The 17,156-nt window shown below is 36.9% G+C and carries 12 protein-coding genes and 2 pseudogenes; 8 read left to right on the top strand and 6 right to left on the bottom strand.

Annotated features, from left to right (window positions below; translation table 11 throughout):
• From C4E06_RS29435 to C4E06_RS03205, 3 genes and pseudogenes are all read left to right on the top strand, one after another.
• A pseudogene (locus C4E06_RS29435) lies at positions 1 to 151 on the top strand (L,D-transpeptidase); the annotation flags it as partial.
• A gap of 173 nt (positions 152 to 324) precedes the next feature.
• On the top strand, positions 325 to 1,023 hold the full coding sequence (locus C4E06_RS03210; protein WP_107666783.1) for a Mo-dependent nitrogenase C-terminal domain-containing protein: 699 nt from the start codon (positions 325 to 327) through the stop codon (positions 1,021 to 1,023).
• An 84-nt stretch (positions 1,024 to 1,107) separates the two neighbouring features.
• Positions 1,108 to 2,538 (top strand): FAD-binding domain-containing protein, encoded by a 1,431-nt coding sequence (locus C4E06_RS03205; RefSeq protein WP_107666782.1) that lies wholly within the window; start codon positions 1,108 to 1,110, stop codon positions 2,536 to 2,538.
• Positions 2,539 to 2,740: 202 nt separating this feature from the next.
• Here C4E06_RS03205 and C4E06_RS03200 read toward each other — a convergent pair whose 3' ends face one another.
• The 5 genes from C4E06_RS03200 to C4E06_RS03180 all read right to left on the bottom strand — a co-directional run bounded on the left by C4E06_RS03200 (position 2,741) and on the right by C4E06_RS03180 (position 9,080).
• Complete coding sequence (locus C4E06_RS03200; protein ID WP_107666781.1) at positions 2,741 to 3,802, bottom strand: MAE_28990/MAE_18760 family HEPN-like nuclease; 1,062 nt, start codon at positions 3,800 to 3,802, stop codon at positions 2,741 to 2,743.
• 6 nt (positions 3,803 to 3,808) lie between these two features.
• Entirely contained in the window at positions 3,809 to 4,969 is a 1,161-nt protein-coding gene (locus C4E06_RS03195; protein WP_107666780.1) for a DUF262 domain-containing protein, read from the bottom strand.
• 72 nt (positions 4,970 to 5,041) lie between these two features.
• Positions 5,042 to 8,287 carry a carbamoyl-phosphate synthase large subunit gene (gene carB, locus C4E06_RS03190; RefSeq protein ID WP_107666779.1) on the bottom strand — a complete coding sequence of 1,082 codons (3,246 nt, stop codon included), beginning with the start codon at positions 8,285 to 8,287 and terminating at the stop codon, positions 5,042 to 5,044.
• 243 nt (positions 8,288 to 8,530) lie between these two features.
• Positions 8,531 to 8,815 carry a hypothetical protein gene (locus C4E06_RS03185; protein ID WP_107666778.1) on the bottom strand — a complete coding sequence of 95 codons (285 nt, stop codon included), beginning with the start codon at positions 8,813 to 8,815 and terminating at the stop codon, positions 8,531 to 8,533.
• Positions 8,805 to 9,080, bottom strand: coding sequence for a BrnT family toxin (locus tag C4E06_RS03180; protein WP_107666777.1), 276 nt, complete (start codon positions 9,078 to 9,080; stop codon positions 8,805 to 8,807). Before C4E06_RS03180 ends, C4E06_RS03185 begins: the two co-directional genes overlap by 11 nt.
• A 254-nt stretch (positions 9,081 to 9,334) precedes the next feature.
• Between C4E06_RS03180 and C4E06_RS03175 the strand changes: the two are divergent.
• Positions 9,335 to 10,043: pseudogene (locus tag C4E06_RS03175) on the top strand (hypothetical protein).
• An 84-nt stretch (positions 10,044 to 10,127) separates the two neighbouring features.
• Here the strand turns inward: C4E06_RS03175 and C4E06_RS03170 are convergent.
• Positions 10,128 to 11,462: a phospholipid carrier-dependent glycosyltransferase gene (locus C4E06_RS03170; protein ID WP_107666775.1), complete on the bottom strand. Its 1,335-nt coding sequence runs from the start codon at positions 11,460 to 11,462 to the stop codon at positions 10,128 to 10,130.
• 468 nt (positions 11,463 to 11,930) lie between these two features.
• On the opposite strand from C4E06_RS03170, the gene C4E06_RS27550 reads away from it, so the two are divergent.
• The 4 genes from C4E06_RS27550 to lptB all read left to right on the top strand — a co-directional run bounded on the left by C4E06_RS27550 (position 11,931) and on the right by lptB (position 17,150).
• Positions 11,931 to 12,602 (top strand): GAF domain-containing protein, encoded by a 672-nt coding sequence (locus C4E06_RS27550; protein WP_198648260.1) that lies wholly within the window; start codon positions 11,931 to 11,933, stop codon positions 12,600 to 12,602.
• Entirely contained in the window at positions 12,563 to 15,625 is a 3,063-nt protein-coding gene (locus tag C4E06_RS03165; protein ID WP_339377203.1) for a PAS domain S-box protein, read from the top strand. Before C4E06_RS27550 ends, C4E06_RS03165 begins: the two co-directional genes overlap by 40 nt.
• 363 nt (positions 15,626 to 15,988) lie before the next feature.
• Positions 15,989 to 16,423, top strand: a complete 435-nt coding sequence (locus C4E06_RS03160) for an LptA/OstA family protein (RefSeq protein WP_232826133.1) — start codon at positions 15,989 to 15,991, stop codon at positions 16,421 to 16,423.
• Between the two features lie 10 nt (positions 16,424 to 16,433).
• A complete protein-coding gene (lptB, locus tag C4E06_RS03155; RefSeq protein ID WP_107666773.1) occupies positions 16,434 to 17,150 on the top strand; it encodes an LPS export ABC transporter ATP-binding protein in 717 nt (238 codons plus the stop codon).
• Positions 17,151 to 17,156 lie beyond the last annotated feature (6 nt).

The following is a 17,156-nucleotide window of genomic DNA, read 5'->3' as shown; positions in this document are numbered from 1 at the left end:
AGAGAAGGGGGTAAATACATCGGATTTCATGGAACCCAGGGGAACACGTCATGGGACAAGCGGTTTTCATGGTTGCGTTAGAATGCGAAACCAAGACGTTAAAGCCTTATATGAATTAGTGCAAACAGGAATTCCCGTGATTGTTCAATAAGTTACTAAGGTTAGTCCAAAGAAAAAGTTAAAATTAAAGAAGGGGAACATAACTTTCTGGCAGTTAAAGCAGAAGAAATGGATCTTAATAATAAGGGTCATCCTTTGCTGTTTGCCCCACCGAAAACCCTATGTTCCTCACGACTAACCTAAAAAAGCTAACTATAAATTCTTATGGCAAGTGTAGCAAAATCTCCATATACGAAAGAGCAAATTTCTGCTTGGTTGAGAGGGTTACTTACCCTTGCTTGGTGTGACGGTAACTATGACCCCCAAGAACAGAAGTTAATCGCAGATTTAACAAAAGATTTAGCCATCGACGACGAAGAGGCCGTTCTCTATAAGTCCATCGAACCCGAAGAGTTGGCCGATATATTAGGCCATGATCCCAATACCGGTGAAAACTTCTTAAGGACGGCGGTTTTAGTGGCCATCGCCGATGGGATTTACTCCGCTTCTGAAGCAGAACTTTTACATCGCTATAGCGAAGCGTTAGGGCTAAAAATAGAGGCGTTAGAATCCTTAGAACATACCCTATGCGAACCCGACGGAGACCATCCTGAAGCTCAAGAAATCGGCAATGCAGCCCCCTTGGTGAGTCCTCCCCATCCTCACCCCGATTTACTACATCCCCTTAAAGACTGGTTAGATGGCATGGACATCCAAGATCCCAGTTTAGCCCGATTTATTTGTAAGATGGTTCCCCCTCAATGTCCGTTTGAAAGAGATATCAAGCTATTTGGTCACAAAGTGGTTCACATTCCCCCTTTATGTAAGCTTAATCCTTTGTATGAACAGTTAGTCGGGTTAAGATTCCGGGCCTTATGTTATTTAGCCGATGAATGCAAGGAAGATATTTCTGAGTTTACCTAGATGTTGTAGGGTGGGCAACGTCTCAGAAAACCTTACAATAGTTAAGATTAGGATTGATAGTTTGCCCACCTTATATATTTATCCATGACAAATAGTGTAATTTTTTGGCATCGTCGTGACTTAAGAATATCTGACAATATCGGACTTTCCCAAGGGTATCAAAAAAGTTCTAAAGTAGTGGGTTTATTTTGTTTAGACTCGAATCTTTTAAACCGAGATGACATTGCACCCGCTAGAGTAAATTATATGTTAGGGTGTTTACGAGACTTACAAGAAAGCTACCGAAAGTTAGGGGGTCAATTATTAATTTTTCAAGGAGAACCCACCAAAATTATTCCTAAAGTTGCAGACGCTTTAAAGGTTAATTGTGTAGTTTGGAATAATGACGTTGAACCCTATAGTAAAGAACGGGATAAACAAGTAAAAGAAGCCTTACAAGACAAAGGTATTACATCAGAAACTTACTGGGATCAATTATTACACGCACCCGGAGAAATTCTCACTAAAAGTAATAATGATCCTTACAAAGTTTATACCCCTTTTTGGCGCAGTTGGGTTAAAGAAAAAAAAGCAAACATTGCTGAGTCTATAGACAAATTAGAAAGTTTAACTGATGAAGAAATAAAAACCGTTAAAAACTTAGGATTGATTGACTTACCCACTGCTAAAGATTTAGGTTATGATTGGGATGCCCCCTTACTTTTAGAACCCGGAGAAACTGCAGCTAAAGAACAACTTAATTACTTTTGTGATAATGCCATTTATAGTTATCAAGAACAAAGAAACTTACCTGCAATAGACGGAACGTCTAAACTTAGTCCGGCGTTCAAATTCGGTGTTATCGGTATTCGTGAGGTTTGGCAAGCAACTGTAGAAGCTTATGAAAATACCCGCAGTGACGAAGCAAGGGAGAATATACAAACTTGGCAGCAAGAAATCGCTTGGCGAGAATTTTATCAACACTGTTTATACTTTTTTCCTGAGTTAGCAGAGGGTCCTTATCGAGAAGAATTTCAGGACTTTCCTTGGAATAATAATGAAGACCATTTTCAAGCTTGGTGTGACGGAAAAACCGGTTATCCTATTGTTGATGCTGCCATGAGACAGTTAAATGAAACGGGATGGATGCATAACCGATGTCGGATGATTGTTGCTAGTTTTTTGACCAAAGATTTAATGATAAATTGGCAGTGGGGAGAAAAATATTTTATGCAAAAATTGATTGATGGAGACTTATCCGCTAATAATGGAGGGTGGCAATGGAGTGCATCCAGTGGTATGGACCCGAAACCGTTACGCATTTTTAACCCTGCTAGTCAAGCACAAAAATATGACCCCGATGGGGAATATATTCGCCTATGGGTTCCTGAAATAAGTTCTCTTGATACGGAATATTTAGTAACTGGAAAAATCCCACCTTTAGAAGCGCATAGTTGTGGTTATCCTCAGCCTATTGTCGATCATAAACAACAGCAACGGGAGTTTAAAGAACGATATAAACAGATTAAAAGTTAATTCCTAATTATTGATACTTAAAATAACACTAACTAAAATCGCAACTGCAGCAGTAACTAAGACTCCTAATGAAACATTTAACTGCTGTTTATTTGCGTCTTGATATCCTTTAATTTCGCTTCTAATGGCGTTTATTTCTTATTAGAAAGTTGATAGGGATCTGATAATTTACGAATAACAATAGTCATAGTGTTTGTCTCCTTTAATTCTTTGGTACATATTGAAAAATAATTAATCCTTTTTTCGCACTACTATTAAATTTTAATCCTAACACTTGTTCACTCATTAGATTGATTTTTTGCTGTTGGTTGTCATGTTTATCCATAATACTTTCAATTTTAACTGATTTACAATAAGCTGTATCCTCACTCACTAAAAATAGTTCTTCTCCGACTGATAACTGAGTATTTTGAATTTTTGCTTGACACGCTTGAAGTTTATCAAACCATCTACTAATTTTACCAATTTCTTTTATTTGTCCTATTAATTTTTGTTTTTCTATAATTTTATAAGTTACTAACTCAGCTAATGCTTGACATAAAGCTTCAATAAATGTACACAAGTCTACTAATTGATTTTCTGATAAGACATTATCAATTTCAATAAGTCCTCCGTGAGCAGCATCATTACGATAATCAATGATTTCTTTTAATTGACCTTCTGCTGTATTTTCATTACCTAAAAAATCTTTTATCTTTCGATGTTTTTCTACCCATTTCCAAGAGTCAGAAATTCCTGCTTTAGATAATAAGGTTTCTAGAATTTCTTTTCTTAAATTTTGTTCATGTAAAATAAAGGCATCAGCAAGTAATTCAAAATCATCTTCATTTTCACTAAGTCCTAAATAAAGTCCACGAATTACTTTGTCAACAGAAAGATGTTCAAAACGAGTTTTATCTTTTTGTAATTCCATAAGTAATTTACTGACACCTATTTGATGAGTTTTTCTAACTTTTTCAGGTAATTCAGAATAATTTGAAAAAATTTCAGGCAAATAATTGCTCCAATCTGTAATTAATTCTTTAACAAATTGCTCATAAATAGCATAAAGTCTCATTACAACTGAATAATGATCATACAATCGCCAATTTACTGTATTGGGAACTAATTGTTTTATCAGTGACAATTGTTGATAATACTGATTATCTTCATCTATAATGAAGTCTTTTGAAAAAAGCAGTTTTCTTAATTCTTCATTAGTGCGAATGATAGAACGAACAGTTTCTACATTTTCTTGAACCGTTTCTAAAATAGACTCAAACATTTAGATTTATTCTTCAATGATTTTTTTGAGCATTTCTTGAAATAAGCTAATTCTTTTTTCAAGATCACCTTTATTTTTACCTTGTCCAGTAAATAAACCTGGATTATTTTTTAACAGTTGCTTAGTTTCTTCTATTACTTGTTCTTTTTTCTGTCTTAATAGATCAGATTGATCTAAATAGTTACTAAAACCAACCATAACAGCGTCATAATAAGCTTTATAAGCTCGATCTCTTTTAGCTCCATAAGGTTGAAATAAATTGTCATTATAAATATCAGAAGCTAAGTTTATAGTTTCTAAAAAAATTGTTCTCAATAAATCAATATCTTCTTCTGAAAAATTAGCACTTTTTTGCATATATAAGTCTAAAAAGTTTTCTAATTGTCCTCTAAAGTTATCAATATTTCGTAAAGCAAAAAAGCGCAACACTAACTCAGCATCTTCCATTTTTTTATATAAAGTATTTGTATTCCTTTCTTTCTCATTATCTATCGGAATACCCCATGCTTTTGCAAAAATTGGATTAGCAGATAATTCTAACAAAAGTTCATTAAATTTATTATAAAATAAGCAGTTACGAACTTCTTGACGACTTAGGTTAACTCCTCCTGTATTAATTCTTTCAAATGCTAATTGTTTTAAGAAAAATGCTTCTTCTGGATCATCAGTTGATTCTGTTATTAATGTAATAGTTGAAATTGATCTTCTATCAATTCCTGCTTTTATTTTTTTAGGTAGATTATTATAAGTTTTTCCATTGAGTTCTGGCCAAACTTCTAAATTTTGTAGGATTAGTGTATTATCATAAAAATCTTGAATTGCCGTAATTCTTTGTTGTCCATCCATTACCTCATAAGAATTATAATCTTTCTCATAAAGAATAATTGGAGGGATTGGAATATTCATTAAAAATGATTCAATAAGTAGAGATTTTTTTGTTTCATCCCAACGTTCTCTTCTTTGGAAAAAGGGACGAGTGTTCATTTCCATATATTGAGATTCTTTTAAAGATGCTGCAAAACTAGGTAACTTTTCTCTACCTATTTCAGCTAAAATTCTTTTTTCTCCTTTTTCATACTTTCTATTAATTTCATCATCTGACATTTTTGTGGGGTCTTTTTTCTTAGACTTTTCCCACATTTTTATTTCAGTTTGTGTTAATGTCATCGTGTATTTTCCTTTTTTCAACAATAGTTAATTATAATGTATAAAGGTGGGCAATGCCCACCCGACGAAATGTTAGGAAATATAGTCTTGCAATGCTTTAACTTCCAAAGGTTCAGTCTGTAAAGAACGAATGGCTGCGACGGTTGCTTTTGCCCCTGCTATTGTCGTAATAATGGGCAATTTATAGTCTAATGCAGTGCGTCGAATCTTCCGACCATCAATTTGAGAATCTTCTCCACTGGGGGTATTAATAATAAATTGAATCTGTTTATTTTTGATCCAATCTATCACATGGGGACGACCTTCATGAAGTTTCAAAACAACCTCTATTCCCTCAATTCCGTTTTCTTCTAAAACTTTTTGTGTTCCAGAAGTTGCCACCACTTTAAACCCTAAATCAAGTAAATCTTTAACCACAGGAACCGTTAAAACTTTATCCCGATCGCTCATCGAAACAAACACCGTTCCACTGGTAGCTAAATCAACACCGGCAGCAATTTCTGCTTTAGCAAATGCCTTGCCAAAGTCCTCATCAATACCCATTACTTCACCGGTTGACCGCATTTCTGGCCCTAATAAAGTGTCTGCACCGGGGAATTTTTGGAAGGGTAAAACCGCCTCTTTAACCGCAATATGACGGGGAACAAATTCCTCAGTTATTCCCAACTCTTCTAAAGTTTTTCCTGACATCACTAAAGAGGCAATTTTTGCTAAGGGACGACCGGTTGCTTTAGACACATAAGGAACCGTTCGAGAGGCGCGGGGGTTCGCTTCTAAAATGTAAACCTGTTCCCCTTGAACGGCATATTGAATGTTCATTAACCCCACCACTTTTAAACTATTGGCTAAGGCAGTCGTCCAAGTCCGAATGGTTTCAATAACCGCAGGAGAAAGCGTCGTATAAGGAACCGAACAAGCAGAGTCTCCAGAATGTACCCCGGCTTGTTCAATATGTTCCATAATGCCACCAATAACCACTTTTCCGGTGGTGTCACACAATGCGTCAACATCCACTTCGATGGCATTTTCTAAGAACTTATCGATTAAAATAGGATGATCCGGTTCCACTTGGACTGCATACGTCATGTATCGTTCTAACTCTTCATCGGAATAAACGATCTCCATAGCGCGTCCTCCCAGTACATAGGAGGGACGAACCACCACGGGATAACCAATACGGGAAGACACCCTTAAAGACTCCTCATAGCTGCGAGAAATGCCGTTTGGTGGCTGTTTAATATCGAGATCGTGTAGAATCTTCTCAAACCGTTCTCGGTCCTCTGCGGTGTCGATAGAGTCCGGTGAAGTTCCCCATATCTTGGTTTGTACGGGACATTCCGGACTGTCGAGGTATGTCTGCAATGGGACGGCAAGTTTCAATGGTGTTTGTCCACCAAACTGAATAATAACCCCCACAGGGTTCTCCGTTTCAATGATGTTTAAGACATCTTCTTTGGTTAAGGGTTCAAAATACAAGCGATCGCTGGTATCGTAATCAGTAGAAACGGTTTCCGGGTTGGAGTTAACCATGATGGTTTCATACCCTGCCTCACTCAAAGAAAAGGCCGCATGACAACAACAATAGTCAAACTCGATCCCTTGGCCAATGCGGTTAGGACCTCCTCCTAAGATCATCACCTTCTTTTTATCGGTGACGGTAACTTCTGTTTCTGAGGGTTCGTAGGTGGAATAATAATAAGGGGTATAGGCTTCAAACTCCGCCGCGCAAGTATCCACTACCTTATACACAGGAATGATCCCTAAGCTTTTACGGTAGTTTCTTACCTCATCTTCTGTGGTTTTTGTGGCAAATGCTATCTGGCGATCGCTGAACCCTTTTTGTTTAATGACGCGCATATCAGACGCATCAATATCCTTTAACTTGGTTTGTTTGAGGACTTTTTCGGTGTCGATGAGATCCTCTAACTTATCCAAAAACCAGATATCGATGGCCGTTAACTCGTGGACTTCTTCTGCTGTCATGCCTAGTCTCATGGCATGATAGATACTATAGACGCGATCGGGGTTAGGAGTTCGCAGACTGGATCGAACTTGGGATAAAGAGGGTAAGGTTTCTTGTTTATCACATCCGAACCCATACCGTCCGGTTTCGAGGGATCTTAAGGCTTTTTGAAAGGATTCTTGAAACGTCCGTCCGATGGCCATTGCTTCCCCCACAGACTTCATCTGAGTGGTTAAAATAGCTTGAGATCCGGGAAATTTTTCAAAGGCAAACCGGGGTATTTTTGTTACCACATAGTCAATGGTGGGTTCAAAGGATGCAGGGGTTTGCTTGGTGATGTCGTTAGATATTTCATTGAGGGTGTAACCCACGGCCAGTTTAGCTGCAAACTTAGCAATAGGGAACCCGGTTGCTTTCGATGCTAAAGCAGAAGATCGAGAAACACGAGGGTTCATTTCAATGACGATCACTTCGCCGTTGGTGGGGTTAACGGAAAACTGAATGTTAGATCCACCGGTTTCGACCCCAATCTCTCTTATAATAGCTTGGGAATAGTCCCGTAACCGTTGATATTCCTTATCCGTCAAGGTTTGCGCCGGTGCAACGGTAATGGAGTCCCCGGTATGGACTCCCATCGGGTCAAAGTTTTCGATCGAACAGATAATAACTACATTATCTGCTAAGTCGCGCATTACCTCTAATTCGTATTCTTTCCATCCTAATAAGGATTTTTCCACTAAAATTTGCGATACAGGGGACGCATCGATCCCAAACTGGGCCATTTCCTCAAATTCTTCTTGGTTATAGGCGATCCCTCCCCCTGTCCCTCCTAACGTGAACGCAGGGCGTATAATCAAAGGATAAGAGCCGATTTCTTTACCGATCGCCTGTGCTTCTTCGAGGGTACTGGCAATACCGGAAGGACAGACGGGAACCCCTATTTTAGCCATTGCATCCTTAAACAGTTCTCGATCTTCTGCCATTTCAATAGCAGGTAATTTCGCCCCAATTAATTCTACATTGTACTTATCGAGGGTGCCATTTTTAGCCAAGGCCACCGCAACATTCAGGGCCGTTTGTCCTCCCATGGTTGGTAATAACGCATCAGGACGTTCTTTGGCAATGACCTTTGCTACCATATCGGGGGTGAGGGGTTCGATATAGGTGCGATTGGCCATTTCGGGATCGGTCATAATAGAGGCAGGGTTAGAGTTGACTAAGACTACCTCATAGCCTTCTTCTCGTAGTGCTTTACAGGCTTGAGTACCAGAATAGTCGAATTCGCAAGCTTGGCCAATCACAATGGGACCTGCACCCAAAATTAAGATTTTCTTTAAGTCGTCGCGGCGTGGCATAAGCGTTTTTGTAGAGTTAGATAGAATAAACCGAACTTATTGTATAGTCTGTCTTTCGGTTTCTTGCTGCATTCTAATCCTTTATTTAGGTTTAATGGTTTTGGGGTAGTTAGAAGTTTATAGGTATAACAGAAAAATAGTTAAGCAAAAATTTCTCAATTTTGTAAGTTAATGTGTAATTTTTGAATTCAAATGTTGTAAATTTATATATTTTAAAAGTTAAGTTAGTGTATCATAATTAGTTTATTTTTTCTTTGATTTAGGAATTAAATTAATTAAAGTTCGCAGTGCATTATTAACGGATTCAGAATCAGGAAAATATTCCTTAACATCAGGATCTAAGATAATTGAACCTTCTTCTAAGACAAAATTTTGAACAACTTTTGTCCCATCTTCTTTATTAATAGTTACCTGATGTCCTTGTCGATAAGCGTGATAATGTTTCCCTCTGACTCCCTGACTAAAATCATATTCAGGTAGCATATCATCCTCAATATTATTGTTTAAGTTTGGCTCATTATTGTTCATAGATTCTCCTTTCTGATACAGTTGCTTTACGACAACTAATAATTCTAATTTTGTTTTGACGTTCGGTATAAACAACAACAAGAATACGATAATTTATCGATAATCCAATATCAATAAATCGTGCTTCATCCATAGAGTGATTAGGATCATTAATTGTAATCGAGTAGGGATCATTAAAGATAGTTTTTGCTTCCTCAAAGCTAATACCGTGTTTACGTTCATTTTGTTTGTTTTTAAACTCATCCCACTCAAATTCTAATATCACTCTTAAAATGATACTCCTGTCTCTTGTTATAATAACACTATAAATTAATTTTCGTAAATCTCTTAAATTGTAATTCAAAGTTTAAAACTTAGCTACTCATTAGTCATAATTGAGAATTAAATCTTTAAGTTAAATTATAGTAATATTGTTTTTACTATGGCTAAATATATAATAGGGTGTTAACCACGAAATGATATAATAAAAAATTACACAGGTAAAACTTGTGAATAAATTAGGGATTTCAAGGATAAATTATGGAACCGAAACGCGAATTTTTTTCCCAAGGTGAAAAAGACGGTAATGCCTCGTCCTTATTTTGCCACAGAAAAGGATGTTTTGGGACACACAGGAAGTGCTGCAGCCGTTGATGCAGCTATTTATGGTTCAAACTGGTATTTAGATAAAGAACAAGGTTTAATTGAAATTTACGACGCAGGGGCAGCCATTAGCTTTTTTAACCTCTTGCCTCGCAAAGATAAATATGAAAAAGAAGGGCTGTATTTACGCTTAAAAATTGCCTATCGAACCACAGAAAATGCTAACGTTAACCTTCGTAACTTTTCAGGGAATCATGTTACCTTACCTAACAGTTTAACAGGTGCGATGTACGATGATCCTCAAACTTATTGGTGGGTAACCGATGATTTAACCCTGAATATTAACTCTATTTTCTCAGGGGAAAAACTCTGGATACAACGGGTTGATTGGGAATGGATGAGTAAAGAAATTATCTACGAAGACGAAATTTTTGGTAAAAATACCATTCTTTATCGTTCCTTGGAAGAAATTCAAAAACTCTATTCAGAAAAAGAACTAACTGAGGACGATGTTAAAGACTTTTTGAGGGATAAAATCAAAAAGGATGATTGGTTTGCTAAAAAGTGTTTAGTCATGCTAAGAGAAGAACAATTAATGGGAGAAAAATTAGTCAAACTATTTGAAGATAGTGGACTAGAATTATAAGCTAGGGTGGGCAATATTCCCTAAAAAGTTAAATATTGCTTTGTGAACATTGCCCCCCTCAATTTGTCTTGTTTAATGATGTCATTAAATCCAGTTAGGTAACATTCTCAGATCAAATTCTCTCGGAGATAAAGGAAGTCCTAAATAAATGGGTAACCAATAAATAAAAGCAAAAGTAATTAATAACAAGAAGATAATTCCTAGACGACGATTAAAAATTAATTCACTCATTAAACATTGTTCAATTATTAAACCAATACCCAATAAAGAAAAGCTATAAGCAGACATATAATGATACAAAAAAGTACAACGAGTGACTAATATCCAAGGTAATAGGTTCGCTAAATAATTAATAAGAATAAAGAAAAGAAGTGAGAAATAAACATTATACTTTCGTTGATACAAAATGACAATAATAAAAAGACTAAAAATTAAAATTGAACCCGTTGCTAACCACCACAAAATAGGGTTTCCCATAGCATGGACATCATAAACAATAGTTCCTGATGGTGTATTTTGTGTTTCATAAAAATATGCAATTGGCCTCGCCATAATTAACCAACTATACCATTTAGAGCAATAGGGATGAACATCAGAACTATCCCCAATACTTTGATGAAATGACCAAATTTTTTGATGAATTTCCCACCAACTATATTCAGGGTTTAGTAATAAATAGGGTAACCAAAGAATGCTATAAGTAAAAATAGGAATGACCAATAAGTTAAAAATTAACAAAGAAGGTTGAATTAATTTTATCTTTTCAAATACCCCTAAATTTTTAGGATTAAATAAATGATTTAATCTTGGTGATAAGTAAACAATAAAAATTATCAAATAAATTCCTAATAAAAACCCTAAACCATTCCATTTAATAGCTGCTGATGCCCCTAAAAAAATCCCACTTAATGTTAAATATATTTTTCTTTGATGATTAACAAAAAGCAAGAATAATAAATGACCTAATAAACCAAAAGTGACTAAATAAATATTATTTAAAGCATAACGAGATTCCACTAAAAATAATCCGTCTAAACTGGCAATAAATATAACGACTATCGTATAAGAAAAACGGCGAGTCAGTTGATAAGCGATCGCACCTAAAATAAGAGGAAAAAAAGATCCCGTCAAGGCATTTAACCAACGATAACTAATGGTTGAACGCCACGAACCTGTTAAATCATTCATTATTTCAGGAGACACAGGAAACCAAGATCCTAGCCAAATTCCTAGGGCAATTAAATACTCTGTCAAGGGAGGATGTGAATTAAAGAAAGGAGTTTGCGTTAAATAATTGTTGGCAAATTTAGCATAATAAATTTCATCAAATACCAAGGTGTTAAATTGCCCTAAACTCCAAAAACGTAACCCTAAAGACAGTAAAAAAAGTATTAATATTATTGCCCAAAATCTAATCATATTAAAACCTTAACTTGATTTAACCCAAAAAACGGCTCTGATCTTGATGAGAAAATGATTAAATATTTATAAAATGTCCATAAAGAAGTATCAATAGTAATCTCGTTAGATCGGATATGATGACACCAATAAAGGCGATAATCAATGTGATCTTTATTAACAAAATAGTAAAAACTCAAAAATTCAAGTTATACTATGCTAAGGATAATAAAAAGAAATAAAAATATCAAAGTTAATCCACTGGTCATTCCCTAACTTCTCACTTTTATGTAGGGGATTAACCTGAATTTCATTGGGCAGTTAATGATCAAGCGAGCATTAAATCAGCGAAAATTCAAGTTATTATTACTAACCATTTACATTCTCTTTAAAACTTCACCAAATTTGATTAAAATTAAACAAGACTTGAAAAAGTTGTCTAAAATAGAGAACCCAAGTTTGAAGCACTAGAATGGGGACTTAATCCGAGTGAAAGACAAGCTTCGATATAAAGGTAAAACATCTAAAAAACTATGGGAACCTACTGTTGAAGCACAAATTTCCCAACAGCAAGCCATCAGTAGGATGGCTCAAATGATTCTACAATGTCAAGACATTAATCAGTTTAGCCAAGAAATCACTCGGATTATTGCTGATACCCTCAAGGTTCCCTACTGTGCTATTTTAAAACGAGGAATTGATCAACCCGTGTTACATTTAGTGGGGGGCGTGGGCTGGAACGACGAAGAAATAGGAAACCTCACCATTCCCCTAACTCATCTGTGTCAACTCACTCAAACCCTAATTGTTGAAGATTTTACCACCGAAAACCTGTTATCGGCTCACCCCTTCTTAGTCAATCATCATCTCATCAGTGGCATGAGTGTGGTTATTCCCACATCCGATCAACCTTACGGCATTTTAAGTGTTTACAGTCAAGAAAAACGCAACTATAACCCAACAGAATCTACTTTTTTAGAAATTGCGGCCCAATTAATTGGAAAAACCCTCAGCCCCCATCAACCGCAAACACCAAATATAAGTGACATTGACAGCGATCGCTTTTTTAACCTCAACCTAGAAATGTGCTGTATTGTAGGGTTTGATGGTTATTTCAAAAAATTAATCCATTTTTTGCCCGTACCCTGGGTTATTCGGTAGCCGAATTAACCTCGAAACCTTTCCGAGAATGGTTGCATCCTGACGATGAAACAGCAACCCGACAACAACTCGAAAACCTTACCCAAGGGAAAAAAGTCCATTATTTTGAAAATCGCTATCGTTGTCAAGATGGGTCTTATCGTTGGTTAACTTGGACATCGGTGGCTAATGTGGAAGAAAAAACCATTTATGCCGTTGCCCGTGATGTCACCGAATGGAAAAAGATCGAAGCAGCCTTAAGAAAAAGTGAAGAAAAGTTTCGTCTTCTATTTGATAAGTCTCCCACCGCTATGGGCTTAGCTAATATGGAAGGGAAACTGATTAATGTTAACCAAGCCTTATGTCAATTAGTGGGTTATACCCCAGAAGAATTATTAACAAAAGGTTGTGCTGATATTACCCATCCCGACGATTTAGCAAGAGAAAAGCAACTATTTAACCAATTACTCTCAGGAGAAATTAATAGTTTTCGTCTAGAAAAACGCTACATCACTAAAAGTCAGCAAATTATTTATGGTCTACATCAAGCCACATTAATTCGAGATATTGAAGGACACCCCCTACATTTATTAGGTCAAACCATTGATATTACTCAACAAATCAATCAAACCCTTGCCCTACAAGAAAGCGAAGAAAGATTAGGACGAATTATTAGCACCATTTCCGATGGTTTATTAGTGATCAATACACAGGGAAAGGTTCGTTTTATTAATGAGGCAGGAATTAACTTATTTGGACGTTCTACCCCTCAATTAATGAATCATCCTTTAGGGTTACCTTTGGGAAATGATCAACCCACAGAAATTTTTATTCAACAACCTCAAGGGAAATTAATTATTGCTCAAATGCGTGTAGCGGATATTACTTGGCAAGGAGAATCTGCTTATTTAGTCTCCTTAAGAGACATTACAGAACATTACGAAGCCCAACAGGCACTATCAGAAAGTGAAGAAAAATATCGTCAAATTGTCGAGACAGCCACAGAAGGAATCTGGATTATTGATCAAGATAATAAAACCACATTTGTCAATCAACAAATGGCACAAATGTTAGGTTATGAAATAGAAGAAATGATGGATAAAAACTTATTTGATTTTGTTGATTTTAAGGATAATATAAGAGTCCAACAAAAGATTCAAGAACGTCGTCAAGGCATTGCTGAAACCCATGATTTTAAGTTTCGTTGTCGTGACGGAAAAGAATTGTGGACCATTGTATCGACTAATCCCTTATTTGATTCTCAAGGCAATTATCTGGGATCATTGGGCATGATTACAGATATTAGCCAACGAAAAAAAATGGAGCAAGCGTTATCTGAAAGTGAGCAAAGATTAGAAGGGATTTTAACCTCTATTCAAGATGTGGTTTGGTCTTTCGATGCTAATTTCTCTCGATTAATTTATCTTAACCCGGCCGCTCAAATTACCTTTGGTTTTTCCCTAGAAAAATTATCTGAAAATTCTCATCTTTGGTTAAACTTAATCCATACTGACGATCAAGAAATCGTTCAATATCATCGACAAATTGTCAAAGAAATAGGTCACACAGAATATAAATACCGTTTGGTTAGAAATGATGGTCAAATTCGTTGGTTATCCAGTCGAATGCGTTGCGTTTATGATGAGAAAGGGGACTTAATTCGTATCGATGGGATCGATAGTGATATCACCGAACAAAAGCGAGCAGAAGAACAACTACAATATAATGCTACTCACGATCCATTAACCAATTTACCCAACCGAATTTTATTTATGGATCGCTTAGAACACGCCATAGAAAGACAAAAACGATATCCTAAGTTTACCTTTGCCGTTCTCTTTTTAGACCTAGACGAATTTAAAGTCATTAACGATAGTTTAGGTCATGCTATTGGGGATCAATTATTACAAGAAATTGCTCGTCGACTTCAAGATGGGTTACGGGGTAACGATACCTTAGCCAGGTTAGGAGGGGATGAATTTACCATCTTACTAGAAGATATTGAAGACATAAAAGATGCCATTAAAATTGCTAAACGTATCCATTTAGACCTGACAAAACCTTTTATTTTAGAAGAACAAAGTATCTTTATTAATACTAGCATTGGTATTGCTTTAAGTAGCTCAGGCTATGAAAAAGCTTCAGAAATTTTACGGGATGCCGACACAGCTATGTATCGAGCCAAAGCCGATGGCAAAGCCTGTTATGCCATTTTTGATCGCAAAATGCACGAACGCGCCGTTAGGCGCTTACAGTTAGAAACAGATTTAAGAATAGGCATTAATAAACAAGAGTTTAGTCTCTATTATCAGCCTATAATCTCTTTAGAAAACGGTGACTTAATGGGATTTGAAGCATTAATTCGTTGGCATCATCCCTACAAAAATTTAATTTCTCCAGGTCAGTTTATTCCTATTGCTGAAGAAACCGGTTTAATTATACCCATAGGAGAGTGGATTTTAAAAGAAGCGTGTCAACAACTGAAAAAATGGCACAAGCAATTTCCTAACTATTCCCATCTAAAAGTTGGGGTAAATTTATCTAGTAAACAGTTGAAATATACTAACTTAATTGATACCATTGATCAAATTTTAAAAGAAAGTCAATTAGATAGTAAACATCTAAAAGTAGAAATTACAGAAACCTTGTTAATGGAAAATTTACAAGCAGCAACCGAGATTTTATTAAAGATACAAGAACGAGATATCGAAATTTGTTTAGATGATTTTGGCACCGGATATTCTTCTTTGAGTTATTTACATCGTTTTCCTGTTAATACTTTAAAAATAGACCGCTCTTTTGTCATGCTGATGGAACCCAATAATGAAAATTCGGAAATTGTAAGGGCGATTGTTAGTTTAGCCCATATTCTAGGCTTAGATATTATTGCAGAAGGAGTCGAAACCCAATTACAATTAGATCAATTACGACGGTTAGGATGTGAACAGGGACAAGGTTACTTTTTTGCTAAACCTTTGCCTCCAGAAGAAGTTGAAAACCTCCTCAAAAACTCTCCCATGTGGAACGGTTTCGATTTCCCCTAAAAAATTTTTCATAATAAATCGGTTTAAATAATTGCTTTTAAAAAACTGTAATAGGCCTTTATATAAACTGAAAATACTTTAAAAGATTGAATCCTGTCTAGTCAACTCAATGATAAACAAACCAGAGATTTTAAACTGTTGTGGCCAACCCTTGACAACAGCCTCAGCAACAAACTGCCTCTTTCCTTCGTCCTCCTAACCGACAAGAAACAATTATTAGACAGTTTTAACATTGCCATAGAAAAGATTGAGTACACTAAGACAATAGAATACACTTAAAAGCGATCCTAGACTATGTTTTCTATTCCTATGTCCCATCGTAAGAACGCCCTAGGAACCCTAAGCTGTACCTTAGCTGTCCTCATGGGTATCCTAACCCTTGAAACCGTTCCCACCAATGTACAGGCTCAAAACCCACCCCCTAATAGTCCCCTGACGGTTCGGTCTGATATCCAGGAAGCCAACTCAGAAACCGGTGTCGTAACCGCTAGGGGAAACGTGCAGTTTTTCTACCCGGCCAGGCAAATTCAAGGCACATCGGCACAAGCACAATATTTTAGTCGAGAACGGCGTTTAGTTCTCACAGGAGACGTATATGTGCTACAAGAAGGCAACAGTATGCGGGCCGAAACCATGACCTATTTAATCGATGAAGGACGATTTATTGCCACCCCAGAATCGGCACAACAAGTCGAATCAATCTACCTGGTGACAGAAAATGAAAACAGTCCCCCTCAACCCGTTCCCGTCTCCCCGGCCCCTCCTCTAGACACTACCTTACCCACCCCTGACTTTTAAATCCTCATCCATGACCCTCATTTTAGAAAATATCCATAAAAAATACGGAAAAAGAGACATTGTTAACCGTGTCAATCTTAAAGTTGCCCCTGGGGAAATTGTCGGCCTGCTAGGCCCCAACGGCGCGGGGAAAACAACCACTTTTTACATTGCCACCGGTTTAATTAAACCCAATAAAGGAAGAGTCTGGTTAAATCAACAAGAAGTGACTCGCTTACCCTTAAATAAGCGGGCCCGCTTGGGGATTGGTTATATGACCCAACAACCGAGTATTTTTCGTCATCTGAGTGTGGCCGAAAATATTCAAGTGGCCCTAGAACAAACTAACGTTCCCTTTCGACAACGGCCTCAACGTCTTCATACTTTGCTCAAAGAGTTTCGCCTCGAAAAAATTGCCCATACCAAAGGGTCTCAAGTCTCCGGGGGAGAAAGACGCAGAACCGAATTAGCCCGTTCCTTAGCCGTGGGCCAACAAGGGCCAGACTTTTTATTATTAGACGAACCCTTTGCCGGAGTTGACCCCATCGCTGTCTCAGAAATTCAAACCATGATCGCCCAATTACGCGATCGCCAGATGGGGATTTTGATCACCGATCACAATGTTCAAGCCACCCTGGCCATTACCAACCGCGCCTATATTATGCGAGATGGTCAAATTTTAGCCGCCGGCAGTGCCGAAGAAATTTATAACAATCCCCTAGTTCGACAGTATTATTTAGGCAACTAAAGACAA

Origin of the sequence: Cyanothece sp. BG0011, assembly GCF_003013815.1 — a bacterium.
Classification (GTDB): Bacteria; Cyanobacteriota; Cyanobacteriia; order Cyanobacteriales; family Microcystaceae; genus Crocosphaera.
The sequence above is the reverse complement of the archived record's forward strand: the minus strand, read 5'-3'. Positions and strand labels throughout refer to the sequence as shown.